The sequence below is a fragment of the Rhodococcus sp. APC 3903 genome (genome assembly GCF_030407755.1).
In the GTDB taxonomy this organism is placed as follows: Bacteria; Actinomycetota; Actinomycetes; order Mycobacteriales; family Mycobacteriaceae; genus Rhodococcus_F; species Rhodococcus_F erythropolis.
This window is the reverse complement of the sequence record NZ_JASDCV010000016.1, coordinates 68,933-95,014: the sequence shown is the minus strand read 5'-3', so window position 1 is coordinate 95,014 and position 26,082 is coordinate 68,933. Positions and strand designations below refer to the sequence as shown.

The following is a 26,082-nucleotide window of genomic DNA, read 5'->3' as shown; positions in this document are numbered from 1 at the left end:
GCGCCGGATAAGTGAGCGGGCATTCCCATGCTTCGAGTCGGTGTCGCCAAACGTCCGAGGGAGGCAGAGTTCCTGTGGTAGACCAGGATTGTCGACGCCGAAGCAGGCTCACGCGGCGTTGTCGTCACCGACAGAGGAGTCTTCGTGTTTCCAGGAAATTTTGTCCAGTCCACGCCGGACAAGCCCGCCGTCATTCGCCCGGCGACGGGTGAGTCCATCACCTATCGGGAACTCGACGAACGGTCGACGCAGTTGGCGCGATACTTCCGAAGTGTCGGTGCCAAGCCTGGGGACCACGTCGCTCTCATCTCGAACAACGATCTCCGGGCGTTCGAGGTGTACTGGGCAGCATTGAGATCAGGTCTCTACATCACTGCGGTGAACTGGCATCTCACGGCTGCGGAGACCGCCTACATCGTCGACGACTGCGAGGCGACAATTCTGGTGGCGTCGGGTCAGGCGTCGGCAGCAGTTCCGTTGGACGAGAAGCTGATTCCATGCGTGCGTCACCGATTGGTGTACGGCGGCGCCCTCGAGGGTTTCGACGACTACGAGGATGCGGTCGATGCTCAGTCCGCCGATCCACTCGACTCGCAGCCACGTGGGGCCGACATGCTGTATTCGTCAGGAACCACGGGGAGGCCGAAGGGGATCAAGGGAGACCTTCCGGAGGGCGAGGTGGACACCACCATGGATCCGTACACCGCGGTGTTCGCGCCGATGTACGGGTTCGATTCCGACACAGTCTATTTGTGCCCGGCTCCGGTCTATCACGCGGCGCCCCTGCGCTTTTGTGGCGTGATCAATTCGGTCGGCGGAACCGTGATCTTGATGGATGCATTCGAAGCCGAAACCGCGCTGGAGTTGATCGGTAAATACGCTGTGACGCACAGTCAGTGGGTACCGACGATGTTCGTTCGAATGTTGAAACTTCCGAAGGAGACCCGCGATCGTTACGACGTTTCGACGGTGAAGGTCGCCATTCATGCTGCTGCTCCTTGTCCGCCTGAAGTGAAGGCGGCAATGATCGACTGGTGGGGGCCGGTGATCCACGAGTACTACGCCTCGACCGAGGGTTCGGGCGCCACCTTCATCAACAGCGAGCAGGCCTTGGCGCATCCGGGTTCCGTCGGTCGTGACGGAGTGATGGGGATCGTGCACATCTGTGACGACGCCGGGCGTGATCTTCCGGTCGGCGAGATCGGTACCGTGTTCTGGGAGCGGGAGACTCTGCCATTCCGGTACCACAACGACCCTGAGAAAACGGCTGCCGCGCAGCATCCGGATCATCCGACGTGGACGACGAGTGGAGATATCGGCTATATCGACTCCGAGCGTTTCCTTTATCTGACCGATCGTGCGGCATTCACGATTATCTCTGGTGGCGTCAATATCTATCCGCAGGAGTCCGAGAACATCCTTACCTTGCATCCGAAAGTGTTCGACGTGGCGGTCATCGGTGTTCCCGATGAAGAAATGGGCGAACAGGTCAAGGCGGTTGTCCAACTGGCGGAGGGAGTCGAGCCGAGTGCCCATGTCGCCGAGGAATTGCTGGAATACGTTCGCAGCCAGGTTGCACATTTCAAAGCTCCGAGAAGCATCGACTTTGCCGACGAATTGCCTAGGACCGCGACAGGAAAGCTCGTAAAGCACAAGTTGCGGTCTCAATATGTGAGCAGTTGATCCTCCGGTGAAATACTAGGACATCAGAGTAATTCTGCGAGATAGTCGGCAAGGACCTGCGCGTGGCTGGATCGCAGGTCCTTGCTTGCTGTCAGTAGAGCAACGGGTCGAGAATCCGATGCCGGTGCGATGCGTACTGCAGGTTTTCGCGTTTGACGCCGCGCGGCCAGAGTCGGTCGACGAGGAGACGGACGGCGTTACATTCGGAAGCCGGTTCGTAAACTCCCTCGACGGTGATTATTCGGCGCGTCATTCTCACGCCTCTTCGTCTTTCGGCCGTTTCAAATAGTGGAATAGCCCGCCATTCGAGTGTGATCGGCGCCACAGTAGGCTTCTCAAGGTATGTCCAAACATACTGTTCGGACTCGATTCAGATGGAGAAAGTGCGTCGTCGGTTTCCCTACGCCGCGGTAACTCTGGCTACTATCAGTCACCATTCACCCAAAAGCGGGTCATCTTCCGCTCATCACATGCTGGTTGCCGCTCGTCGCAGCAGGCGAACCACCAACCGCAGAAGGTAATGGAAAATGGAAACATCGAAGAGCGCACAAGTGCGTCCGACGGTCGGCGTCCCTCGAGAATCGAGTGATGGTGAGCGTCGGGTCGCATTGGTGCCGAAAATTGTGTCCGCTTTGATCGGCAAGGGCGTCGACGTGGTCGTCGAGTCCGGGGCCGGTCTCGGGGCGTTGATTCCCGACGAGTTGTACACCGCTGCCGGCGCGAAGATCGGCGATCCGTGGACTGCTGACGTCGTGGTCAAGGTTGCGCCCCCGTCGACAGAAGAGATCGCCCGGATCAGTACCGGCGCGAAGCTCATCGGTTTCCTGAATCCGCGTAATGCGGACAACCGCATCGCCGAGTTGAAGGCCGCCGGCATCGAGGGATACGCCGTGGAGGCGATTCCTCGTATCTCCCGCGCGCAGGTGATGGACGCGTTGTCTTCGCAGGCGAACGTGTCGGGGTACAAGGCTGTTCTGTTGGCAGCATCGGAGTCGACGCGGTTCTTCCCGATGCTCACCACCGCTGCAGGCACGGTGAAGCCTGCGACCGTTCTGGTGCTCGGAGTGGGTGTGGCAGGTCTGCAGGCGCTGGCGACAGCCAAGCGCCTCGGTGGCCGCGCTACCGGGTACGACGTGCGTCCTGAGGTCGCCGACCAGGTGCGTTCGGTGGGTGCACAGTGGCTCGACCTCGGAATCGATGCGGCGGGCGAGGGTGGATACGCCCGCGAGTTGACCGACGACGAGCGAGCGAAGCAGCAGCAGGCACTCGAAGATGCGATCAAGGGCTTCGACGTTGTGATCACCACTGCTCTGGTTCCGGGTCGTCCGGCGCCGCGCCTGGTCACCGCTGCCGCGGTCGAAGGCATGAAGCCGGGCAGTGTCGTGGTCGACCTCGCGGGTGAAACCGGTGGTAACTGCGAGCTGACCGAGCCGGGTCAAACCGTCGTCAAGCACGGCGTGACCATTTGCTCTCCGCTGAATTTGCCGGCGTCCATGCCTGAGCATGCGTCCGAGTTGTACTCGAAGAACATTTCCGCGCTGATCGAACTGATGCTCGTCGATGGCGGGGCGAGCGAAGCGACGGGGAATGTTGCTGCATTGGCGCCTGATTTCTCCGACGAGGTTCTGGCCGGTGCGTGCGTCACCCGTGAAGAGAAGGGCGCCTGATGTACACATCACTTCTGGCGAACATCGCGATCCTGGTGTTGTCCGGGTTCGTCGGTTTCGCTGTGATCTCCAAAGTTCCGAACACCCTGCACACCCCGTTGATGTCCGGCACGAACGCCATCCACGGCATCGTCGTCCTGGGTGCGTTGGTCGTCCTGGGCAAGGTGCACGATCCCTCGATCGGGTTGCAGATCATCTTGTTCGTCGCGCTCGTCTTCGGAACCGTGAACGTTGTCGGTGGTTTTGTGGTCACGGACCGCATGTTGGCGATGTTCAAGGCCAAGCCGGCCGCCAAGTCTGTGTCGAAGGATGGTGACCAGTAATGGAATACCTGGTCAATGCGCTCTACATTGTCGCGTTCTCGATGTTCATCTACGGCCTCATGGGCCTTACCGGCCCGAAGACCGCAGTCCGCGGCAACCAGATCGCCGCGGTCGGCATGCTCATCGCCGTCGTTGCAACTCTGATCTCCATTCGTGATGCGGAAATGGGGAACTGGATCCTCATCGCTGCCGGCCTTGTCATCGGTGTCGTGCTCGGCGTCCCGCCGGCGCTGCGCACGAAGATGACGGCCATGCCGCAGTTGGTGGCACTGTTCAACGGTGTCGGCGGCGGCACGGTCGCGTTGATCGCGTACGCGGAATTCCTGGACTCGGACGGGTTCACCGCTTTCCAGCACGGCGAGTCGCCGACGGTGCACATCGTCATCGCTTCGCTCTTTGCCGCGGTGATCGGATCGATCTCCTTCTGGGGCAGCGTGATCGCGTTCCTGAAGCTGCAGGAAACTCTGCCTGGTCGTCCGATCGGAATCGGTAAGCTCCAGCAGCCGCTCAATGCGCTGCTGCTCATTGCCGCCGTCGCATTCTCGGTAATCATCGGTATCAAGGCGATCTCACCGGAAGGCCCAACCAGCTCACTGTGGATCGTCGGCGTGCTCGTACTCTCGGGCATTCTCGGACTGATGGTCGTGCTGCCCATCGGCGGCGCGGACATGCCCGTCGTCATCTCGCTGCTCAACGCTCTGACCGGTTTGTCAGCTGCTGCTGCAGGTTTGGCGCTCAACAACCAGGCGATGATCGTCGCCGGCATGATCGTGGGTGCTTCGGGCACCATCTTGACCAACCTCATGGCCAAAGCCATGAACCGGTCCATCCCGGCCATCGTGGCCGGCGGCTTCGGTGGCGGCGGCGAAGCGCCGACCTCCGACGGCGTCGTGCGCACGGCAAAGGCGACCTCGGCCGCCGACGCGGCTATCCAGATGGCCTACGCCAACCAGGTCATCGTCGTACCCGGATACGGTCTTGCCGTCGCGCAGGCTCAGCACGCGGTCAAGGACATGGCGAAATTGCTCGAGTCGAAGGGCGTCGAGGTCAAGTACGCCATTCACCCGGTCGCCGGCCGTATGCCTGGTCACATGAACGTTCTTCTCGCAGAGGCGGATGTCTCGTACGACGCGATGAAGGAAATGGACGACATCAACGACGAGTTCTCTCGTACCGATGTCACCTTGGTGATCGGCGCGAACGACGTCACCAACCCGGCGGCGCGCAACGATCCGAGCTCACCGATTCACGGAATGCCGATCCTCAACGTCGACCAGTCGAAGTCGGTCATCGTGCTCAAGCGTTCGATGAACTCCGGTTTCGCCGGTATCGAGAACCCGCTCTTCTTCGCCGAGGGCACCTCGATGCTCTTCGGTGATGCCAAGAAGTCGGTCTCCGAAGTAACCGAGGAGCTCAAGGCGCTGTAGCGCTCGAGCTCGGAAGGGCGTCCACTCGTAACCACGGGTGGGCGCCTTTTTCGTGTCCCTGTGTCGAAACGGCTTCTTGTGCTGAAACGACTTCTTGAAACGACAAAGGCGCCTGGTCCGAGACGAAACTCGGAACAGGCGCCTCTGGCGACGTTTTACGGGACCTCGGGGGTTTCGGGGTCGGAAGAGAAGCCGGAAAGTAGTTCGATCAACTTCTGGATCAGTTCGAGCGGGTTCAGATCTTCGAGGCTCACGGTAAAGACTCCTTCGCTGTGGAACTACTTGATTCGGACATTTCAGAACATACGTCATGCCCCGCCGTCGCGGGAGGGCTTAACGGCGAGAATCTCTGAATCACAAAGATTTAGGACTAAAGTCGGATGCTCCGGTGCCTTGAGAACGCGATTGCTGCCGTATCCGGGCGTAGCGCTTCACGTTTCGCGGCGATGGGCGATCGTGCCATCAAAATGGCTGCAGCACAGGCCCATACCAGAGCGATCAGAACGCCAGCTATCACTCCGAAAAGGCCGCTCATCTCGGCGGCCAGTGCGCTGGCACCGATCGCAGCAACCCCCACGAATCCGAGACCGGCGACTACCGGACGCCACTGCGGGGCAGAGATCAAGATCGCCGAGCAGTACAGCGCGGTCGCCGCTGCCACATGACCGCTGGGCAACAGGTCCTGGGGCACATCGGGGAGCCAGGAACCGAATGCCGCATTGGTGAGATTGGCGCCCATTCCGAGGAGCAGGATCGCGCCGATGCCGTATGGCAGTCCGCGGACCATCGAGACGACGGCCAGAGCAGTAGTGGCTGCGAGTACAGCGGTGACGTCGAATCGGCCTACCGTCCACTCGGCAAGTGCGCGCACCTGTTCGGGGACGCTCACCCCAGGCGAGGTGGGTCGCACGAAATACAAGACGCCCAGCGCTACGACGGCGATCGCAGCAAGGACGAGGAAGCGAGTGGTTGTGGAGGGAGCGGGGTGCTGGGTGGAGGTCGAGACGGTCACGAGTACCAGCATCCCTGTTGAGTCTGTGCCGATCGTGAGGATCAGCTGTGAGGTCTGTAGGCGGTCGGAGAATCGCGCCGAACGACACCCGCACAAGCCGCTGCGACCAGGACGCATGCAAACGGGATCAACATTGCTGTGGTGAGAGGCACAAGCGTGGTGACCCAGCCGATGGTTGCCGGACCGGCGAGGAATCCGATGTATCCCATGCCGACGACGCGAGACATGTTGGTGCCGGCCGAACCTGAGCCCAGATTTCCCGCCGTTGTGAAGATCTGCGGAATGCATCCCGACAGGCCGGCGCCGAACAGCGCCCAACCGAGCAACGTCAGTGGTAGCCAGCCCGACACCACGACGGTCAGCATTCCGATGGACGAGAGCAACGCACCGTAGCGAACCACTGCCACCGGGCCGACTGCCGCGCTGATCCGATCCGCGGTGAATCGGCCGACGGTCATCATGGCGGAGAATGCACCGAACGACAGTGCAGCAACGGCATTCGAGACACCCAGATCTTCCTTGACCTGCAGTGCGCTCCAGTCGTTTGCCACTCCCTCGGCCAGCATCAGAACAAAGGCGAGGGTTCCGAGGGCAAGTACGCGAGCCGAGAATCTGCCGTGTGTCTTTCCGGTAGTCGACGCGGTTTCGGCATGCACGTCGACGTGAGGGAGCAGGGGTCGCGAGCACAACCAGACCGCGAGCAAGCCGATTGCCGACGCGATGCTGAGCGTGACGTACGGCGGAAGATCCAGTGCGAGAGTGCCGAATCCGATGACGGACCCTAATACGCCGCCGACCGAGAACATGCCGTGAAAGGCCGCCATGATCGGGCGCCGGTACAACTGTTCGGCCTCGACAGCCTGCGAGTTCATCGACACGTCCAACGCGCCGTTCGCGAAGCCGAATACAACAAGTGCAGCGCCCAGTTGCCAGGTGTTCGTGGCAAATCCCGGGCCGAGAGTGGCGAATGCCAGCCCGCTACCCGCCAGGATGACCATGCGCCTGCTGCCGTATCGATCGGCGAGCGGACCGCTCAATTGCATACCGGCAATGGCTCCGACAGCAAGAAGGAGAAGCAGTGAGCCGAGCGTCGAGTGACTGATTCCCACACGGTGTTCGATGGACGGAATGTGGACGACCCACATCGCGAGCAGAAATCCGTTGATGCCGAAGATGCCGAAGATGCCGGCCCGGGCGCGTACCAGGGCGGAGGTGGGGACTACTCGGTCGGTGGGGTTGACGCTCACTCGTTCCTTTTTACAGGTGAGACAGCAACAGGTCCGGGTCCGCGAGCATCTGTGCGACAAATGAGAGGAATCTCGCGGCCTGCTCACCATCGAGTATCCGGTGGTCGAACGTCAACGTCAGTGTCGCGACGCTCCGCGCTTCGATCTTGCGCTCGATTACCCAGGGACGCTCGCTCACTGTGCCCAGGCAAAGGATGACGGCTTCTCCCGGATTGAGGAGCGGAATGCCCCCGTCGACGCCGAAGACTCCGACATTGGTGATCGTGACGGTGCCACCGGTCAGGTGATGGACATCGGTCACTCCCGCGCGGGCAGCGACGGTCAGTTCGGTCACCGCGCGTGCAAGTTGGACCAGGCTCAGCGTCTCGGCGCTTTTGATGTTGGGCACGGACAGTCCACGTTCGGAGGCGACGGCGATGCCGAGATTCACGTGATCGTCGATGACGGCGTCGCCGCGGGCCTCGTCCCAATGCGCGTTCACCATCGGGCGCGACGAGATCGCCGTAACCAAGGCCTTGGCCGCGAGAGTCAGCGGAGTGAGAGAAAGTCCGGTGAATGCGTCCGAGGGGCGGAGCCTGCCGAGTAGTTCCATCGAAGGCGTGACATCGGCGGTGAGGAAGACGCTGGCCTGAGGGGCACGGGTACTGGCGACCATCGCCGACGCCATCTGTTTCCGCATGCCGGACGAGACCGGCTGTTTCTGTATACCGGATCCGGCCTTCACGCGAAGCGCGTCTGCGACGTCCGCTGCCGTGACGGCACCGTCGAATCCACTTCCGGTGATTTCGCTCAGGTCGATGCCGGCTTCGCGGGCCGCGCGCCGCGCCGAGGGTGTTGCGGGCCGACGCTCGGTACTCGCCGCGGTTTGCGAGTGTGGCGTAACCCTGTTCCGTCGTCGGCTCGGTCTTTCGGCCGCGGGTCCGTATCCGACAAGCACACTCGGAGACTGTGAATCACTTGGAGACGGTGAATCTGCAGGCTCCTCGATTCGGATGATCGGAGTGCCGACCGGGACGGTAGAGCCAGGTTCGACGAGGAGTTCTCTGACAACGCCCACGTAGGGCGACGGCAGTTCGACAAGAGCTTTGGCTGTCTCTACCTGGGCGAGAACTTGATTGAGTTTCACCTTGTCGCCGATGCCGACCGTCCATTCGACCAGATCGGCGGACGTCAGGCCCTCGCCGAGATCCGGCAACCGGAATTCGTGCCCTGTACTCATGCTGCCAGCGTCCGGTCGAGTGCTGCGAGGATCCGGTCGGCGTCCGGAAGGTGAAATCGCTCGAGCTTGGCGGGCGGGTAGGGGATGTCGAATCCGGTGACCCGCAGGATCGGTGACTCGAGCTGATAGAAGCAGTGTTCCGCGACGTGTGCTGCGATTTCGGCGCCGACGCCGAGAAACTTCGGCGCCTCGTGGACGACGACCAGCCGTCCTGTCTTGTTCACCGACGCCTCGATTGTGTCGAAGTCGAGGGGGGAGAGTGAACGCAGATCCACGACCTCCAGATCGTGGCCTTCTTCTTCGGCGATCCGCGCGGCGTCGAGCGCGGTGGCGACCATGGATCCGTACGCAACTACTGTCGCGTCGTTCCCCGAGCGAGCGACTCGGGCACGGTGGAGCGGAAGCTCGGGCGCGGCATCGGTATTCACGTCGGCGGTATCCCAGTAGCGCCGTTTGGGTTCGAGGAATATCACCGGGTCGTCAGCCGCAATGGATTGGCGGATCATGTGAAAACCGTCGATCGGATTGCTCGGGTACACCACCCGCAGTCCCGCAGTGTGAGCGAAGTACGCTTCCGGCGACTCCGAATGATGTTCCACCGCACCGATTCCGCCGCCACTGGGAATCCGAATCGTCAGTGGCGCAGAGGCAGTGCCTCGGGTGCGGTAGTGGATCTTGGCCACCTGCGAGACGATCTGATCGAAAGCCGGGTAGACAAACCCGTCGAACTGAATTTCGCAGACAGGCCGATATCCGCGCAAGGCAAGACCGAAAGCTGTTCCCACGATCCCTGATTCGGCGAGGGGCATGTCGATCACCCGAGTATCGCCGAAGTCCTTCTGCAGGGCGTCGGTAACCCGGAATACACCGCCGAGACGGCCCACGTCCTCTCCCATGATGACAACGCGACGATCGTCTTCGAGTGCGCGTCGAAGGCCGGTGTTGAGCGCGGTCACCAGATTCATGACGGTCATGACGAAGCCCCTTCCATGCTGCGGAGATACGCGCGATGCTCTTCGCGTTCAACGTCGATCAGTGGGTGTGCCTCGGCGTAGACGTGATCGAAGAGCGCTGACGGGGGTGGATCGGCGAGCGCGATGGTCGCGCGTCGCAGTCCAGCTGCGACGCCGTCGGCCGCCGCCGCGATGGTGCTGAGTTCGTTTTCTCCGAGAAGATCGCGACGGCCGAGGAACAGGCGCATTCGCTCGAGCGGATCGCGGCTTCTCCACTCCGACATGTCGGTATCGGCGCGGTACCTGCTCGGATCGTCGGACGTCGTGTGCGGGCCCATTCGGCAGGTGATCGCCTCGATGAACGTCGGGCCGCTGCCTTCGCGTGCGCGATTGAGCGCCGAGCGCGTGACTGCGAGAACGGCGAGGACGTCGTTGCCGTCGACGCGGATCGCGGGGATGCCGTAACCGATCGCCCGATGTGAGATGGGCGTGCGTGACTGGAGGGATACCGGTTCACTGATGGCCCACTGGTTGTTCTGGCAGAAGAAGACAACGCCGACACGGAAACTGGCGGCAAATCCCATCGCCTCGGCGATGTCGCCCTGACTTGTGGCGCCGTCGCCGAAGTACGCGATCGTTGCGATCTCGGCGCCGTCCAGGTGTGCGCCGAGTGCGTATCCGGTGGCGTGCAGCCCTTGGGAGCCGACGACGATCGCCGGATTGGTGACGTTGAATTGTTCTGGATCCCAACCGGAATGGGAGATTCCTCGCCACATGGTGGTCAGCAATTCGGGGGGAACTCCCCGGCAGTACGCGACGGCGTGTTCGCGGTAGCTGGTGAACGCGAAGTCGTCTGGGGCGAGCGCTCTCGCGGAACCGACCTGGGCGGCTTCCTGGCCCAGCATCGGAGCCCACAAACCTATTTCGCCTTGACGCTGCAGGGCAACAGCTTCGGTGTCGATTCGGCGACACACGACGAGATCGCGATACAACGACAGCAGTTCGGCAGGCCCGATGTCTGTTATCAGACGGTCGAATTCGGGACGGCACACTCGTGCGCCGTTCGGTTGGATGAGTTGGACCGGATAATCGAGGTTGTCGATCATCTTCGCTCACCTCGGTTTCTGCTCATGCCCGGCGCGCCTCGTGAGTACGCCGCACAATCCCGATGTGTTGTATGCAGTTGTCGCTCTACCATCAGGATCCCCCTGATTGGGAAATCCGCAAGTATTTTCACTGCCGTATCAGGACCGGAACTGCGAACTGGCGAGTAACAAACGTGTCGGTACGGCCAACCGATCGGAATTCAACCGCTAGCATCGGTGCGGTGACTGCAGTCGGTTTGAACGAAGAAGCTGTTTCCGCGTGGATCGCCGAACTGGGGGTCGGCGCCACGACACCACTGACTTTCGAGAGGATCGGTAACGGGCAATCGAACCTGACCTACTCCGTGACGGATGCGGGCGGAGGACGGTGGGTACTGCGCAGACCTCCACTCGGCACGTTGTTGGCGTCCGCGCACGACGTCGTTCGCGAGCACCGCATCCTGTCCTCGCTCCAGGGAACCAAAGTGCCGGTTCCGAAGATCCTCGGCATCACGGAAGATCCGGAGATCACGGACGCTCCGCTGGTCCTCATGAGCTACATCGACGGCGTTGTGATCGACGGCGTTCCAGTGGCTCAGAAGTTGACCGAGGACGAGCGTCGCGCGGTTGGATTGGCGATGCCGAAAACCCTCGCAAGCATCCACGGGGTTGACCTGGAAGAGACCGGCCTCGACGATCTGGCCAGCCGCAAGCCCTTTGCCGAGCGTCAGCTCAAACGGTGGTCGGCGCAGTGGGAGAAGTCGAAGACCCGCGATGTTCCTGACGTTGACCGGTTGGCCGAGATTCTGCACCGAAACATTCCGGAACAGAACGAAGTGACCTTGGTTCACGGCGACTTCCACCTCAACAACGTCATCACCGACCCGGTCGAGGGGCGCATCGTTGCCGTCGTCGACTGGGAGTTGTGCACGTTGGGGGAACCGCTCGCGGATCTCGGTGCTCTACTCGCGTACTGGCCGGAAGCCGGTGACAAAGTTGCCGGTCCGTTCATGGCGTCCACGCTGGAAGGCTTCCCGAACCGCGACGAGCTGGTCGATGCCTACGTCGCGGCGACTGGCCGCGACGTGTCAGCGGTCGGATATTGGCACGTACTCGCTCTGTGGAAGCTCTCGATCATCGCCGAGGGTGTGCTGCGACGCATTCTCGACGATCCGCGTAACAAGGCCGAGCACGGCGGCCCGACGGTCGCGCTGATCGACGGAATCGTTGCACGCGCCGTCTTGACGGCAGGTCAGCTCGGTCTGAGCTAGTTTTCGGTCAAGGTCCCGGCTGCTGATCTGATCGCAGCCGGGATCTCCACCGGCTTACGGGTGTCGGCATCGACGTAGACGTGCACGAAGCGACCAGTCGCGGCAGGTTCCCAATGGCCGTTTTCGACCTCGTGGAATATCGCCAGGGCGTAGACGATGCTCTTGGTGCCCAGCTTCTCGACGGAGATACCCACCTGCAACTGCTCGGGGAACGACAGTTCGCTCAGGTACCTGCACGACGTCTCAGCGACGACGCCGATGGCAGGCAGATTGCGGATGTCGGTTCCAGTGGAAGACATCAGCCAGGCGTTGACCGCGGTGTCGAAGTACGAGTAGTAGGTCACGTTGTTGACGTGGCCGTAGTGATCGTTGTCGTCCCACCGCGTCGGGACGGGCCAGAGAACGGGAAACTCGCTGATCGACGGGGGCGTCTGCGCTGTGCTCACGGCTTCGACTGTAGTGAGGACTTTCGCGAGAGTGAGGGCAGGGTGGTGCCCTGTAGGACTGCACGCACGATCAGCCCCACTAACAGCGCCCAGAATGCCGAACCGATTCCCAGGATACTGACCCCGGATGCGGCGATCAGAAACGTGACCACGGCGCCTTCACGTTCACTCGCCTCGCTCAGCGCCGACGTGAGGGCGCCGGCAAGCGTTGCCAGGAGCGCCAGTCCGGCAACAGTTTCCACGACTCCGGCCGGTGCGGCGGCTACCAGAGCGGCCACCGCGGCCGCGCCGGCAGCGAGAACGAGATACGCCCAGCCTGCGGTGAAGGCAGCGATCCATCGACGTTTGGGATCCGGATGTGCGGTGGGGGCGGCGGACAGGGCCGCGCTGATCGCCGCGAGGTTGATCGCATGGCCACCGGCCGGTGCGCCGACGATGGTGCCGATACCCGTCACGATCATCGACGGTCGCCAGGGAACGGTGTAGCCGAACGAATTCATCACGGCCACACCGGGAATGTTCTGCGAAGCCATCGTGACGATGTAGAGGGGAATCGCAATGCCGATCATTGCCTGCCAGGTCCACGACGGCGCGGTGAGATCGATGCGGGGAATCATGGCGCCGGCGTCGAGCACTCGATCCGACGTGACGAGGCTGATCCCGATCACGACCGCTGCTGTGAGAAACGCGAGCGGAACCGCCCATCGCTTGGAGAAGCGCTGCGCGGCAAGCCAAACCAGGATGACGGGCGCGACCGCTGCCGGTGCGTCCCCGACGGCGATGATCGGCGCCAGGCACAACGGCATCAGAACCCCGGCGAGCATCGCTTGCGCGAGGGGCGTCGGGATTGCCGAGATGATCCTTCCGAGCGTCGGCCACAGTCCGGTCAGCACGATCGCGATTCCGACGACGATGAATGCTCCGACCGCGGCCGGCCACCCACCCTCGACCGCTCCGGCGCCGGCGAGGAGGGCGGCACCGGGCGTCGACCAGGCCAGGGTGATCGGCATCCGATACCGGCGTGAGAGCCAGAGCATTCCCAACGCTTGGGTCACACACAGAACCAGCAGTCCGGACGCCGCCTCGGTCGCGTCCGCACCGACAGCGGCGAGGCCGGTGAGGACCACCGCGAACGAACTGGTGAAGCCGACGAGGGCCGTGACGATGCCTGCGCTCATCGGTTGCGAGTTGCTGCGAACGGCTTCCGGTTCGGTGGTATCTGTGGAGTCCGACATGGTCAGTGATTCTGCCCGACCCGCCCCAGACCCGATTTACCTGTCCGGTCGGATGGGTGAGGTGACCGCTTTGCCGTAGATGAGGTGCGTTTGGGCGTGCCAGACCTCGGGATGTGCGGCGAGGTGGTCGATCAATACTCGCTGTAGATGCGCACTGTCACGGACCGCGACGTGGAGGAAGAAATCCTCGGGCCCCGAGACGTTGAAGAGCGCAAGCGTTTCCGGCAGCGCTAGCGCGTCGGCGGTGAACCGGTCGACGAGGTCGCGGCGGTGTGGTCGTAATTGAACGGCGATGATCGCCTGCATCGACCGGCCAACGGCTGCCGGATCGACAACCGCATGGATACCGCTGATCGTTCCGTTGGCACGTAGGCGTCGTACGCGCTCGTGGCACGAGGACGTCGCCAAGCCGACTCGATCGGCCAACACCTTGTTGGTGATCGACGCGTCGTTCTGCAATTCGGCCAAAATCTTCCAGTCCACCGGATCCAGAGGCTCATTCTTCGTCATCTGCCGAACTATATCCGGAGTCGTTTTGAACTTCCCGGATCCAGTTGCACACTCCTGGCATGAACATGTGTCTCGAATCAGCTCGGGTGTGAGGTATTTCGGATGAGTGTCGGTCAATGGCTCGCTTTCGGCTCCCTGCTATCCATCGTCCTGTTCACGCCGGGACCGGATTTTGTCCTGATCCTGCGTCATTCTCTGGCAGATCGTCGGACCGGCGCGGTGGTGGCCGCCGGTGTGATTTCCGGGCTCTTCGTTCACACCGCTGCCGCGTCACTTGGTCTCTCCGCACTTGTGGCGACACGGCCACAGTTGCTCTCTGCGCTCACATACGCCGGGGCGGCATATCTGACCTGGCTCGGCATCTCCGCGATTCGAAGTGCTTTCAAAGCCCGAGCCTCGGACGAGGGAATTCCGGCAGCGAAAGAACCGATCGCGGTCACCACGGCATTTCGCTACGGCTTCCTCTCGAACCTGCTGAACCCGAAGGCGCTGTTGTTCTTTCTCGGGCTACTCCCGCAATTCATCGAGCCGGGTGAAGGCGCAGGGCTGCGCACGTTGATGTTGGCGGGCGCGACGGTGGTCGCCGCGGCACTGTGGTGGGCGATCGTGGTGGTGTTGGCGGCCGGAGCCGGCAAGAAGCTGCGTCGTCCTGGCGTCGGCAAGCGAATCGACGTGGTGACGGGAGTGTTGTTGGTGGGTCTCGGTGCCTTCTTCGGGGTTGCATGAGTGGTCGTGTCAGGATGGGTTCATGACACTTCCCGTGCTGATCGACGTCGAAGAACTGTCCGCTCTCATCGAGGCCGGCGCTGCGCCGCGATTGCTCGATGTCCGATGGGCGCTGGGTGATTCGAACGGCGAGCAGCATTTTCGCGACGGCCATATTCCCGGCGCGGTATTCGTGAACCTCGACGAGGAACTTGCCTCGCCGCCGTCGCCGGACAAGGGAAGGCATCCGCTGCCGAGTCTCGAAGACCTGCAGGACGCTGCGCGTCGTTGGGGAATCGACGACGGTGATTCGGTGGTGCTTTACGACGCCACCGGCAACACGGCCGCTGCCCGTGGTTGGTGGCTGCTGCGGTGGGCCGGGCTCTCGGATGTCCGACTGCTCGACGGCGGGCTACAGGCCTGGGAGTCCGCGGGACTGCCGTTGGCGGCCGGTATCGGTGAGTCGGTCACTCCGGGCAGCGTGACTTTCACCGGCGGCAACATGCCGACGGTCGACATCGACGGCGTCGGCGACTGGACGCGTGCGGGCGGTGTGCTTCTCGACGCCCGAGCAGGGGAGCGGTACCGCGGCGAGGTCGAGCCGATGGATCCCGTCGCAGGGCACATCCCCGGTGCGGTGAGCGCGCCGACGGCGGAGAACATCACCGGCGACGGTCGGTTCCTGGATGCGACCCGCCTGCGTGAGCGGTTCGCCGGACTGGGCGCCGGAGACAGTGTCGCGGTGTACTGCGGATCCGGAGTAACTGCAGCGCATGAGATTGCGGCACTCGCGATCGCCGGTTACGACGCGACGCTGTTCCCGGGCTCGTGGTCACAGTGGTCGAATGACAACACTCGCGCCGTCGACACCGGAGCCTGAGTCAGCTCTTGGTGCGATCGATGAATGACGGCACGAGAAACCACAGTGCCGTGAACATGATCGCGGCGCACGCTGCCAAAACCTTTGCGGCAACTCCGCCGACGGCGACCTCGGCGATCAACAGGACCGTGCCGGTCATGGAGGCGGCCAGAAAGGCTATGCCGCACAGGGCGAATCGGTTGGCGACGGGCAATATGTTCTCGCGGTGCCCACGGCGGAAGAGCATGCGATGCCAGACCGCGGGTGCCATCAGGAACCCGAACGAGATGGCAACAAGTATCACCGTCACCAAGTGGATGCCGCGGATGTACGCCGACGCTTCCTCGTAGCGTTCGGTGAATGCCACGGCCAGCAGGAAGGCAAACAGGATCTGAACACCAGAGAGCGCGACGCGCAGTTCTTGCAACAACTCGTTGAAGTTCCGCGCGAGTTGTTGAGGTGGAGTCTCCCCGGTCTCGTTCACGGCGACGTGGTTCCTATGCCCGTGAGTATTCCGACGCTCGCTGGATCTGCTCCGCGCTCGGACGCACGCCGGTGTAGAGCACGAACTGCTCGGCGGCCTGAAGGGCAATGACCGACGCTCCCGTGATCGCCGTCTTGCCGAGTTCGGTCGCCAACGCGATCAGTGGCGTGTTCGCAGGCATCGCGACGACGTCGAAGACGACATCGGCGTCGCGCACTGCTTGTTCGGGGAACGACAGTGCATCTGCTTCTGCGCCGCCGGACATACCGATCGGAGTGGCGTTGATCAGCACACCGGGACGAAGCTCACCGAGTTCGGCCTGCCAGTCGAAGCCGTACTGCTTCGCGAGCGACGACCCCACTTGCTGGTTGCGGGCGATCACGGTGACGTCGGTGAATCCGGTGTCGCGCACCGCAGCGACGACTGCTTTTGCCATGCCACCGCTGCCGGCGACTGCGACGGACAGGCTCGTGTCGACGTCGTTGTCACGCAGCAGATCGGCCACCGCCTGATAGTCGGTGTTGTAGGCGTGCAGCACTCCGGACTCGTTGACGATCGTGTTCACGGAGTCGATGGCGCTGGCCGAATCGTGCATGACGTCGATGTGCTCGATGACCTGTTCCTTGAACGGCATCGACACCCCGCAGCCTCGAATCCCGAGTGCTCGGATGCCGGCGATCGCGGCGGGTACGTCTTCGGTGGTGAAGGCTTTGTAGACGAAGTTCAGGCCCAATTCCTCGTAGAGGTAATTGTGAAACCTGGTGCCGATGTTGCTCGGTCGCCCGGAGAGCGACATGCACAGGAGCGTGTCCTTGTTGAGGTCGACGGTCATCGTTCCCACTCTAATCGCGAGTTCGGCGTAGTTCTTGATGGAGGAGTGCACCCATCCGGATGTCCCGCAGCGCCGAATGTCGGGTATCCGATCGAAGCACCACTCGCACCGACAGAGCCGAGACGACATGGTCACACAGAACATCGACGAGCACCCGAGCACCGAATCTCGTCCACCGCGTCGTAGATGGGCTGCTCACGCGATCTCCGGGGTCTTGGCCGCGGCTGTCGTCCTGGGCGTCGGTGAACTGGTGGCGCTGCCGATCAACCCGGACGCGTCGCCCTTCTACGCCGTCGGGGCAACGACCGTCGACCGAACCCCGGCGTGGGCTCGCGAGTTCGCGATCGACACCTTCGGCACCAATGACAAGCCGGCGCTGTTCATCGGAATGTCGATATTGATCGTTCTGCTCGGCGCGGTGGCCGGGCTGTTGGAACGGCGACGCCGCCCGATCGGCAGTGTCATCCTTGTTCTTCTGGGCGCGGTTGGTGTGTATGCGGCGATGCAGCGCCCGACTGCCGATGCGATGTACGTGTTCCCGACCCTGGTCGGTGTGGTGGCGGGCGTTGCAACACTGCGGCTGCTGATCACACAGTTGGAGGTGCCGCTCTCGCCTGGCGTCGCCGACTCGTGGTTGCCTCGTCGTCAGTTCCTTCTGCTGGCAGGTGCGGCGTTGGCCGTGGCTGCGGCAGCGGGTGCCGCCGGGAAGTTCGTGGGGCAGAGAATCGCCGGAGCAGTAGCGAATCGTGAAGACTTTATCGTGCCCACCGCCGCTGACCCGGCGCCGCCGATTCCGGCGGGTGCGGACATCGCGATTGCGGGTGCGTCGACGTACATCACGCCCAACGACGACTTCTATCGAATCGACACTGCACTCCTCGTTCCGCAATTGACGACGGATTCGTGGGAACTGCGGATTCACGGAATGGTGGACCGCGAGATGACGTTGTCGTTCGACGATCTGGTGGCGCGAACGCCCATCGAGCGAGTCATCACGCTGACGTGTGTTTCCAACGAGGTGGGCGGCGTTCTGGCCGGGAACGCGAAGTGGATCGGTTATCCCATGAAGGACCTGCTCGACGAAGTCGGTGTCCATCCCGACGCCGACATGCTCCTGTCGACCAGCGTCGACGGCTTCACAGTCGGCACCCCGGTCGAGATAGTCACCGACGGCCGTGACGCGATTCTCGCCGTGGCGATGAACGGTGAGCCGTTGCCGTTCGAGCACGGTTATCCCGTTCGGCAGGTAGTTCCCGGCCTGTACGGTTTCGTCTCCGCCACCAAGTGGGTGACGGAGTGGGAACTCACGCGTTTCGACAAGGTCGAGGCCTATTGGACCCAGCGCGGTTGGGGTGCGCAGGCACCGATCAAGACGTCCTCGCGTATCGAGGTGCCGGCAGCTTTGGCGCCGATCGAGCCGGGCCAGGTGCTGGTGGCGGGAACGGCCTGGGCGCAGCATCGCGGGATCGAGAAGGTCGAGGTTCGCGTCGACAACGGCGAATGGCAACCGGCGACACTGGCGCAGGAGTACTCGATCGACACCTGGCGTCAATGGTCGTGGATGTGGGATGCAGGCTCAGGTTTGCACACCGTGCAGGTCAGAGCGACGGATTTGGACGGGAACGTTCAGGTGGAAGAGCGCACTCCGCCGATTCCCGGTGGAGCCACTGGATGGCATACGAGGTCGTTCACCGTGAAGTGACAGGTAGATCCGAATGGGATTCGGCATACAGGCGGACGACGCACTGGGCCATCCATCCAGCGATCAGCGTTCGCAGGCCGAAGTCGAAGGTGTCGTCGGTTCGCAGTGGGTTCGCGGACTCACGCGTGACCTCGCTCGGGTTGGAGGATTGAGTCCACGCGACATCCGGCGTCGAGAGTTTCACGACGGATCCGAGAACCAGACTGTCCAGCGTGGAAATTGCGTGACGCGTATCGGTCGAATCGAAACCCCCGTCCGAAAATGCTTGAACCAGTGCAGTATCGATATCAAAAGTCACCTCGGTGCGGACGCTGCGTGTCATGAGTAGCGGGATGAGGCGCCAATGTTCGACGGCAGCTCGGCGATATGCCCACCCCCACGCGCTGATCCGTTCGCTCCACCCTGCGGGTGGGTGGGGGACAGAGATCGACGACATCACGCGGATGCGCATGAGTTCGACGATCTCGGATCGACCCGAAATATGTGTGTAGAGCGAAGACGGAGTCACGTTCAGTTGCTTGGCGATCCCGGGCATGGTGAAGTCGCCGGTTGCGTCGACAGCATCCAGAGCCGCATCGGTGATGTTTCGCGTGGACAGTATCGGCTGAGTGGGACGCGGCATCGATTCTCCTGGTGAGGGATTCGTCGGCAATCTCGGACTTGATCGATTGATGACAACTCCTTGATTTCGGGAGCCGGTATGCATCATACTAACCGAACCCTATTCGGTATGTCGGCGGAATCTTCCGGCGATCGGTACACGTCGGAGGAACATTCAATATGTCTGTCGTATGGCTGACCGGTGCAACGATCATCGACGGCACGGGCGCCGACCCGATCGAGAACTGCGCTGTTGCCGTGGAAGATGGCCGCATCAGTGCACTCGGTGGAACGCCGCCTGCGGGGGCGGAGCTGCTGGACTGCACCGGGCTGACAATCACTCCCGGCCTCATCGACGCGCACGTTCATCTCGGTGGATCGAGCGATCTCGCACCGAGTCTGCGGCGTCAGATCTCGGTAGCCGAGCTCGCTGCAGACATGTTCGCGACCTGCGCATCGACCCTCGACGGGGGATTCACCACTGTTCGTGACTGCGGCGGAATCGACGGTGGACTCGCCGGAGTTGTCGCCTCGGGCAAGATTCCGGGTCCGCGGATCATTCAGTGCGGCCCGATCCAGTGCCAGACCGGTGGACACGGACACCTGGCGGCCGAGTGGGAGCCGACTTCGGACTGGTCCGATCATGACATCCCCGGATTACGTTGTATGTCTCTGCTTTCCGACGGTCCGCACGAAATGCGAAAGAACGTTCGCGAGACGTTCCGCAGGGGTGCGAACTTCCTCAAACTGTGTGTCACCGGGGGAGTGGTATCCACTCATGACAAGCTCACCGATACCCAGTTCACGGTCGACGAGATCGAAGTTGCCGTCGAGGAAGCCAATGCGCGCGGTACCTATGTCACGGTGCATGCCCACAACAACGAGGGAATCCGAAACGCTGTCACTGCCGGCGCGAAATGCGTCGAGCACGGCTCAGGTATCGACGACGAGACTGCCAAGTTGATGGCCGAGCACGACGTCGCGTTGGTGCCGACGTTGGCTGTGGTGCAGGCACTCTCGGACAGCGCGGCGTCAGCAGGTCTACCCGAATCGATTTCGGCTCGGATCGGTCAGATGATGCAGGGTCAGATCGACGGGCTTCTTGCTGCTCGAAATGCCGGCGTCAGAGTGGGATTGGGATCGGACCTCATCGGTACCGATCAAACGGGCCGGGGAATGGAGCTAGTCCTGCGCGCCAAGGTCGAAACCCCGATGGACGCATTGGTTTCCGCTACCCGGATCAACGCCGACATTCTCGGTATCGCCGACGAGGTCGGCACCATCGAAGTCGGCAAGTTCGCCGACCTCGTTGCATTCCGCGGCAATCCGTTGACGGATCCGTCCATCTTCGCCGATCGTGAGCGCATCGCACTCGTCATTCAGAGCGGTCGAGTGGTGAAGGACGGCCGGTAGCTCAACAGCGAGTGGCGAGTTCTGTCAACGCCGAGTGATCCGCCCGGCTGACCGGTAAGCCGTAGGAAATCGCGACGGTCAAGTACTTGCCGGCGTAAAAGCATCGGTATGCAGGATTGGGCGGCAACCACTCACCGGGCGTGCTGTCGCCTTTCGACTGGTTGTCGGGGCCGTTGACGGCCAACAGGTTCAGTGACGTGTCGTTCGCGAACCTCATCCGAAGCGCGGGCGTCCAGGAGTTCGCGCCGAAGTCCCAAGCCGCGGCGAGTGGGAAGACGTGGTCGATCTGGACGGACTTGGCCTGGCTGCGTTCGAATTCGATGCGATCACCGGAGTACGGGTCGGTCATCGCGCCCGACAGTACGACGCAGTCACGTGTTCCAGGTTTGAACACCACGTCCGAGAGATCATGGGCCAGAACGTTGTTGCGGGTATCGCACCCGTCGTGGCCACCAGGTGCGTCCTGGTCGTCGGACCAAGCGGGGCCGAAGACGCAAGCCTCGCCGTTACCGCAGCCGCGCTCGTATCCACCCGGATGTGGTCGGTTGTCGACAATCGCGGTCCGGGACAGCAGCTCTTCCAGTTCCGATCGTGTCGGGCTGCCCGGGGCCGAATCGAGACGCTCGTCCCCGAACCATCCGCAGGACGCGACGAGACATACGAGCGCGAGCGTCGACAGGATCGCAGATAACCGTGCAACCACCTGTGCCCCCGTCCGTCGTAGACGGTGATTCAACGCCGCCCGTCGTAGACCGTGATTGAACCATCGGGGGCCGACAGAAATCAGCCGAACTCGATCACCACTTTGCCGGCTGAATGGCCGTCTTCGACTGCAGCGAGCGCTTCCCCAGCGCGGGAGAATGGGTAACGGCCGGACACGGACGGGTCGAGGGTCCCGTCGGCCACGAGCGCCGCGACCTCCGTGAATACTGCTGTAGTTCTTCGGCGTTCGACACCACCTCCGCCGAGTCGGCTCGCCGCCAGAGGATCGGCGATGCTCAGGATCGGCGCGTCCGATCGGGCGAGCTCAGCGCCGCGAGTGAGAGTGTCCCCGCCGACCAGGTCGAAAACCGCGTCCACTCCGTCTGGGGACAACGCGGACACTTCGCCTGCGAAGGCGTCTCCCGACGCAACCCACCGTGCTCCCGCTCCCTCGATCGCGGTTCGCTTGGACTCACTCGCGACGCCGATGACGTCGATGCCTCGAGACACCGCAATCGCGGTCGTGCTTCGACCAACGCCGCCGCCGGCACCGAGGAGCAGGAGTGTTGCCCCGGGTTTCAGATCCAGACCGTGGAGAGCGTCGTAAGCCGTTCCCGCCGCAACCGTCAGCACCGAGGCATCGGCCCAGGACACGGTCGGCGGCTTGTGTGCTGCCGAGGAGACGTTGAGCAATGTCGACGCGGCGTAGCCGCCGAAGCCGGTAGCGGTAGCGCCGAACACTTCGTCGCCGACCTCGAACTCGGTGACCCGCGGACCTACTCCGATGACAACACCGGACACTTCGCGGCCCAGAACCGCAGGCAGCGTCACCGGGACAGTATCTTTTCGAGTACCCGCGCGAACTTTCCAGTCAGCTGGGTTGACGCCCGCCGCTCGGACCGACACCAGCAGTTGGCCGGCACCCGGTGGGGGCAGGGTGACGTCGAAGTAGGACTGTGTGTCGGGTCCGCCGTACTCGGTGAAGCCGTATGCCGTCGTCATGACTGCCAGCCTATTGCCCAGCCAGATCGGAAGGACGGTCCGGAAGGGTGGTGTCGAAGAGCGGTGTCGGTGGCACCTGATTGGATGGTCGGATGCTGCATGGACTCTGGTCACCGGGATCGGGGCTCAAACTGTGGGTCGACGGGCACGACGGTGCCGGAACCGACGATCCGCGAGATCCGGTCAGTGCTGTCCTGCATCGTAAGTTCCGTCATCGTGTGAATGTCGCTATGCCGCCCGTGCCTGGCGGGCCTTTGCAGAGTGAGTACGCAGCTGTTGCGTTGGCGCCGCCGGACGCAGTCGATCTCCTGCTGCGGTTCAAGGCCGACGACCAGCGAATCGCGGGAGACCTGCACTTTCTCGTGCACGTGGCGCGAGGAATCGACCGTTGGGTGCGCGCCGGCCGGGTGGTGCCGGCGCTGACGCGAGCCGAGGGTAGTTGGTGGCCGCGGTGGCAGTTGTCGGTGGGGGAACGCCAGCGCGCCTGGATCGGCGAATTGGTAATGGCCATGCCGCCGGTGCAGCGGTCAGTCGGCTCGCCGAGGGCGACGATCGAAGACATCACGAACGAACTCACGGACCCGATCGTCCGTCGTGTTCTCGGTGACTCGCATCCGGTGGTGCAGACCCCGCTGTGGCAGGCCGTGTTGTCCGGGGACGCTTTCGACGACGTGTCGGTACGAGCGGCCGAGGGACTCGCCGAATGGGGGTCGACGTTCACCGCCGGAGAGCCGGACCTGGTTCTGCGGCTGATCGAGCCTGAACTCGACGACAATTCCGATCCCGACGACGATGCGCTGTGGCGTCTGCACGTGTGTTTGCGTCCCGAAGGTGAAGCGCCCGAACGTGTTCGACTGCACCGGGCAGATCCCAAACGTATCCAGCTCGGCAGCCGCAAACTCGAAGAGGCGATCAAGGCTTACCCACGTTTTCGCGACGTGCCGCGCGACGAGGACAGTCTCGACCTGTTGCTGCCCACTCCTGTCGTGATGGACCTGGTCGGACACGGCGCGATAGTCCTGCGAGAGCGAGGGATCACGCTGCTGCTTCCGCGTGCCTGGAACGTGGTGTCTCCATCCCTGCGTGTGCGGGTGACCTCGGCGGCGTCTCCGATCGTTGCGGAGAATCGTACGGTCGGTATGGACCAATTGCTGGAATACGATTGGGAATTGGCGCTCGGAGACAAGGTGCTCACCGCCGAGGAAATGACCCGACTGGTCGATGCGAAGTCCGATCTGGTCCAGTTGCGCGGCGAGTGGGTTCAGGCGGACAAAGACGTCCTGGCCCGCGCGGCTCGTTTTGTCAGTCAGCGGCACTCGAGCGGGGACCGAGCGATTGTCGATCTGATCAAGGATTTGATCGCCGACGACCTCAAAGACCTGCCGGTCGAGGAAGTGAAGGCAACCGGATGGGCTTCGGCACTGCTCGATCAGTCGGTAGCTCCGCGGCAGGTCGCGGTACCGTCGACGGTCAACGCGACTTTGCGTCCGTACCAACGACGCGGTCTCGACTGGTTGGCGTACATGAGTGCCCTCGGGCTCGGCGCGGTACTGGCCGACGACATGGGTCTGGGTAAGACGCTGCAACTGTTGGCGTTACTTGCGCACGAGAAGTCCAAGACAGCAACACTTTTGGTGTGCCCGATGTCGGTCGTGGGAAACTGGCAGCGTGAAGCGGCGCGATTTGTGCCGAGCTTGCGCGTCTACGTTCATCACGGTTCGGATCGCGCTACCGGGGCGGAGTTGGAACAGGCAGTTCGTGAGAGTGATCTAGTGATCACCACCTACGCGCTCATGACCCGCGACGTCGCGGCGCTCAAGGATCTCGACTGGCGGCGCGTGGTGCTTGACGAAGCTCAACACATCAAGAACGCCAAGACATCTCAGGCCCGCGCTGCTCGCAGCATTCCTGCGGACCATCGCGTTGCTCTGACCGGAACGCCGGTGGAGAACCGGCTGGACGAGTTGCGGTCCATCCTCGATTTTGCCAATCGCGGGGTACTCGGCTCTGAGCAGATGTTCCGCAAACGGTTTGTCGTGCCGATCGAGCGGGAAAAAGATCAACTTGCCGTCTCGAGACTGCGAGCCGTCACGTCCCCCTTTGTGCTGCGACGGGTCAAGACCGATCCCTCCGTGATCGCGGATCTCCCGGAGAAGTTGGAGATGACGGTTCGAGCGAATCTCAGTGAGGAACAGGCGGCGTTGTACCGCGCCGTGGTGGACGAGATGATGGCGCAGATCAAGGGAACGGAAGGGATGAAGCGCAAAGGCGCCGTCCTGTCTGCGCTGACCAAACTCAAACAGGTGTGCAATCATCCGGCGCACTTCCTGCGCGACGGTTCGCCGGTGATGCGCCGCGGGCAACACCGTTCGGGAAAACTTGGCCTGGTCGAAGATATCGTCGAGTCGGTCACGGCCGACGACGAGAAGGTTCTGTTGTTCACACAGTTTCGTGAGTTCGGGGAATTAGTGGTGCCGTACCTGGCCGACCGGTTCACCACCGAGGTTCCGTTTCTCCACGGCGGCGTGTCCAAGGCTGGACGCGACGCGATGGTCGAGGCATTCCAAGGCGCAGACGGTCCGCCCATCATGGTGCTCTCGCTCAAGGCCGGCGGCACCGGCCTGAATCTCACAGCAGCCAACCATGTGGTTCACCTCGACAGATGGTGGAACCCGGCGGTTGAGAACCAGGCGACGGACCGTGTCTTCCGCATCGGTCAGAGAAAGAACGTGCAGGTCCGCAAGATGGTGTGCGTCGGAACTTTGGAAGAGCGAATCGACACGATGATCGCGAGTAAAAGTGAACTCGCCGAACTTGCAGTCGGGACCGGTGAGAACTGGGTGACGGAGATGAGCGTCGAGCAATTGGACGAGTTGTTGCGACTCGGCGACGACGCGGTGGGCGAATGAGTCCGCGCGGTAAGGGCCCCGATTTCAGCGAGTACACCGGGTCCCGACGGCGAGCACCCGCGCCGGTTAAGCCTCGTCCAGCGTTCGGGAGAACGTTCTGGGGCAAGGCTTTTGTCCGCGTCGTCGAAGAGATCGGCGACAAACCTCGTGTCACGCGTGGGCGTACGTATGCGCGTTCGGGTCAGGTTTTGGCGCTCGACATCGAACCGGGAGTGGTGACGGCCGAGGTTCAGGGCAGCCAACTTCAACCTTTCGTTTCCACGCTGTCGATCGACACCCTTGATCAATCGGATATCGACGACATCATCACTAAAATCCGCCGAGTGCCGGGAAGCCTTGCCGCGCTGGTGTCCGGCACTGTCCCGGACATGCTTGCTGCCCAACTGATACCGGACGGCCCGTCGGCTTTCCGTTTCGACTGCACCTGCCCCGATATCGGCTGGCCGTGCAAACATGCTGCGGCCGTGGCGTTCTTGACTGCCGAGCGAATCGACACCGATCCGCTGAGGTTGCTGAGACTTCGCGGGGTCGACCTGGAGCAGTTGATCGGGGGAGTGGAGGACGAGTCGACTGTTCCGGTCGACGTCGAGAATTGGTTCGGAATCGCTGCTGCCCTCCCCGCGCTACCGAAGGTGCAATTTCGACCGGCGATCGACGATCTGGATATCCGCCGTCTGCGTGAGGCGGTTGCGGCACTGGGATTGGACATGGCTCAGCAGAACGTCGCCTTGGACGAAATACGGTCCATCTACCGACGGTTGGACGGTTGAAATCGGACAACTCCGGACTGATGCTA

25 protein-coding genes are annotated in these 26,082 nt (G+C 62.5%); 11 read left to right on the top strand and 14 right to left on the bottom strand.

The features are described 5' to 3' along the window. Positions 1-144: 144 nt before the first annotated feature. Entirely contained in the window at positions 145-1,683 is a 1,539-nt protein-coding gene (locus tag QMA15_RS22255; RefSeq protein ID WP_279164018.1) for an AMP-binding protein, read from the top strand. A 91-nt stretch (positions 1,684-1,774) separates the two neighbouring features. On the opposite strand, the gene QMA15_RS22250 is transcribed toward QMA15_RS22255, so the two are convergent. Continuing rightward, the gene (locus tag QMA15_RS22250) at positions 1,775-1,936 is read right to left on the bottom strand and encodes a DUF488 family protein (protein ID WP_021344889.1); all 162 of its coding nucleotides are present in this window, start codon (positions 1,934-1,936) and stop codon (positions 1,775-1,777) included. 274 nt (positions 1,937-2,210) lie between these two features. On the opposite strand from QMA15_RS22250, the gene QMA15_RS22245 reads away from it, so the two are divergent. Genes QMA15_RS22245 through QMA15_RS22235 form a run of 3 tightly spaced genes read left to right on the top strand, consistent with a single transcriptional unit; the run spans position 2,211 to position 5,100 of the window. Next, a complete protein-coding gene (locus tag QMA15_RS22245; RefSeq protein WP_041815059.1) occupies positions 2,211-3,350 on the top strand; it encodes an NAD(P) transhydrogenase subunit alpha in 1,140 nt (379 codons plus the stop codon). Next, positions 3,350-3,673 (top strand): NAD(P) transhydrogenase subunit alpha, encoded by a 324-nt coding sequence (locus tag QMA15_RS22240; protein WP_003941319.1) that lies wholly within the window; start codon positions 3,350-3,352, stop codon positions 3,671-3,673. The genes QMA15_RS22245 and QMA15_RS22240 overlap by 1 nt, the downstream gene beginning before the upstream one ends. Continuing rightward, positions 3,673-5,100, top strand: coding sequence for an NAD(P)(+) transhydrogenase (Re/Si-specific) subunit beta (locus QMA15_RS22235; RefSeq protein ID WP_020908350.1), 1,428 nt, complete (start codon positions 3,673-3,675; stop codon positions 5,098-5,100). The genes QMA15_RS22240 and QMA15_RS22235 overlap by 1 nt, the downstream gene beginning before the upstream one ends. 370 nt (positions 5,101-5,470) lie before the next feature. Here the strand turns inward: QMA15_RS22235 and QMA15_RS22230 are convergent, their stop codons facing one another. Genes QMA15_RS22230 through pdhA form a run of 5 tightly spaced genes read right to left on the bottom strand, consistent with a single transcriptional unit; the run spans position 5,471 to position 10,637 of the window. After that, positions 5,471-6,124, bottom strand: coding sequence for a hypothetical protein (locus QMA15_RS22230; protein WP_020970091.1), 654 nt, complete (start codon positions 6,122-6,124; stop codon positions 5,471-5,473). 29 nt (positions 6,125-6,153) lie between these two features. Continuing rightward, positions 6,154-7,359, bottom strand: a complete 1,206-nt coding sequence (locus QMA15_RS22225) for an MFS transporter (RefSeq protein WP_019749231.1) — start codon at positions 7,357-7,359, stop codon at positions 6,154-6,156. A 10-nt stretch (positions 7,360-7,369) separates the two neighbouring features. After that, positions 7,370-8,578 carry a dihydrolipoamide acetyltransferase family protein gene (locus tag QMA15_RS22220; RefSeq protein WP_279164017.1) on the bottom strand — a complete coding sequence of 403 codons (1,209 nt, stop codon included), beginning with the start codon at positions 8,576-8,578 and terminating at the stop codon, positions 7,370-7,372. Beyond that, positions 8,575-9,552 carry an alpha-ketoacid dehydrogenase subunit beta gene (locus QMA15_RS22215; protein ID WP_279164016.1) on the bottom strand — a complete coding sequence of 326 codons (978 nt, stop codon included), beginning with the start codon at positions 9,550-9,552 and terminating at the stop codon, positions 8,575-8,577. Before QMA15_RS22215 ends, QMA15_RS22220 begins: the two co-directional genes overlap by 4 nt. Further along, a complete protein-coding gene (pdhA, locus tag QMA15_RS22210) occupies positions 9,549-10,637 on the bottom strand; it encodes a pyruvate dehydrogenase (acetyl-transferring) E1 component subunit alpha (RefSeq protein ID WP_195791921.1) in 1,089 nt (362 codons plus the stop codon). The genes QMA15_RS22215 and pdhA overlap by 4 nt, the downstream gene beginning before the upstream one ends. 221 nt (positions 10,638-10,858) lie before the next feature. Between pdhA and QMA15_RS22205 the strand changes: the two genes are divergently transcribed. Beyond that, positions 10,859-11,887 (top strand): phosphotransferase family protein, encoded by a 1,029-nt coding sequence (locus QMA15_RS22205; protein WP_279164015.1) that lies wholly within the window; start codon positions 10,859-10,861, stop codon positions 11,885-11,887. Here QMA15_RS22205 and QMA15_RS22200 read toward each other — a convergent pair. The 3 genes from QMA15_RS22200 to QMA15_RS22190 are packed head-to-tail and all read right to left on the bottom strand — an operon-like array spanning position 11,884 to position 14,078. After that, complete coding sequence (locus tag QMA15_RS22200; RefSeq protein WP_019749226.1) at positions 11,884-12,333, bottom strand: thioesterase family protein; 450 nt, start codon at positions 12,331-12,333, stop codon at positions 11,884-11,886. The two genes, QMA15_RS22205 and QMA15_RS22200, sit on opposite strands and share 4 nt — an antisense overlap. After that, entirely contained in the window at positions 12,330-13,568 is a 1,239-nt protein-coding gene (locus tag QMA15_RS22195; protein WP_092765287.1) for a benzoate/H(+) symporter BenE family transporter, read from the bottom strand. Before QMA15_RS22195 ends, QMA15_RS22200 begins: the two co-directional genes overlap by 4 nt. 36 nt (positions 13,569-13,604) lie before the next feature. Further along, positions 13,605-14,078 carry an Lrp/AsnC family transcriptional regulator gene (locus tag QMA15_RS22190; RefSeq protein ID WP_003941284.1) on the bottom strand — a complete coding sequence of 158 codons (474 nt, stop codon included), beginning with the start codon at positions 14,076-14,078 and terminating at the stop codon, positions 13,605-13,607. 102 nt (positions 14,079-14,180) lie between these two features. Between QMA15_RS22190 and QMA15_RS22185 the strand changes: the two genes are divergently transcribed. Both QMA15_RS22185 and QMA15_RS22180 read left to right on the top strand, forming a co-directional pair. Next, entirely contained in the window at positions 14,181-14,804 is a 624-nt protein-coding gene (locus QMA15_RS22185; protein ID WP_003941342.1) for a LysE family translocator, read from the top strand. A 22-nt stretch (positions 14,805-14,826) separates the two neighbouring features. Further along, on the top strand, positions 14,827-15,663 hold the full coding sequence (locus QMA15_RS22180) for a sulfurtransferase (protein WP_279164014.1): 837 nt from the start codon (positions 14,827-14,829) through the stop codon (positions 15,661-15,663). A 1-nt stretch (position 15,664) separates the two neighbouring features. On the opposite strand, the gene QMA15_RS22175 is transcribed toward QMA15_RS22180, so the two are convergent. Continuing rightward, positions 15,665-16,126 carry a DUF6328 family protein gene (locus QMA15_RS22175; protein WP_003941357.1) on the bottom strand — a complete coding sequence of 154 codons (462 nt, stop codon included), beginning with the start codon at positions 16,124-16,126 and terminating at the stop codon, positions 15,665-15,667. Between the two features lie 13 nt (positions 16,127-16,139). After that, the gene (locus tag QMA15_RS22170) at positions 16,140-16,958 is read right to left on the bottom strand and encodes a shikimate 5-dehydrogenase (RefSeq protein ID WP_153211238.1); all 819 of its coding nucleotides are present in this window, start codon (positions 16,956-16,958) and stop codon (positions 16,140-16,142) included. Between the two features lie 127 nt (positions 16,959-17,085). Between QMA15_RS22170 and QMA15_RS22165 the strand changes: the two genes are divergently transcribed. Then, positions 17,086-18,660 (top strand): molybdopterin-dependent oxidoreductase, encoded by a 1,575-nt coding sequence (locus QMA15_RS22165; RefSeq protein ID WP_153211237.1) that lies wholly within the window; start codon positions 17,086-17,088, stop codon positions 18,658-18,660. Here QMA15_RS22165 and QMA15_RS22160 read toward each other — a convergent pair. Continuing rightward, positions 18,647-19,282 (bottom strand): TetR/AcrR family transcriptional regulator C-terminal domain-containing protein, encoded by a 636-nt coding sequence (locus QMA15_RS22160; RefSeq protein ID WP_279164013.1) that lies wholly within the window; start codon positions 19,280-19,282, stop codon positions 18,647-18,649. The two genes, QMA15_RS22165 and QMA15_RS22160, sit on opposite strands and share 14 nt — an antisense overlap. Before the next feature lie 158 nt (positions 19,283-19,440). Between QMA15_RS22160 and QMA15_RS22155 the strand changes: the two genes are divergently transcribed. After that, positions 19,441-20,673, top strand: coding sequence for an amidohydrolase family protein (locus tag QMA15_RS22155; RefSeq protein WP_290286463.1), 1,233 nt, complete (start codon positions 19,441-19,443; stop codon positions 20,671-20,673). A 1-nt stretch (position 20,674) separates the two neighbouring features. On the opposite strand, the gene QMA15_RS22150 is transcribed toward QMA15_RS22155, so the two are convergent. Together QMA15_RS22150 and QMA15_RS22145 are read right to left on the bottom strand one after the other, a co-directional pair. Next, complete coding sequence (locus QMA15_RS22150) at positions 20,675-21,376, bottom strand: HNH endonuclease family protein (protein WP_279164011.1); 702 nt, start codon at positions 21,374-21,376, stop codon at positions 20,675-20,677. An 80-nt stretch (positions 21,377-21,456) separates the two neighbouring features. Further along, positions 21,457-22,377: an NADP-dependent oxidoreductase gene (locus QMA15_RS22145; protein WP_279164010.1), complete on the bottom strand. Its 921-nt coding sequence runs from the start codon at positions 22,375-22,377 to the stop codon at positions 21,457-21,459. 92 nt (positions 22,378-22,469) lie between these two features. On the opposite strand from QMA15_RS22145, the gene QMA15_RS22140 reads away from it, so the two are divergent. After that, a complete protein-coding gene (locus QMA15_RS22140; RefSeq protein WP_279164009.1) occupies positions 22,470-25,286 on the top strand; it encodes a DEAD/DEAH box helicase in 2,817 nt (938 codons plus the stop codon). Continuing rightward, on the top strand, positions 25,283-26,056 hold the full coding sequence (locus tag QMA15_RS22135) for an SWIM zinc finger family protein (protein WP_113684080.1): 774 nt from the start codon (positions 25,283-25,285) through the stop codon (positions 26,054-26,056). Before QMA15_RS22140 ends, QMA15_RS22135 begins: the two co-directional genes overlap by 4 nt. Positions 26,057-26,082 lie beyond the last annotated feature (26 nt).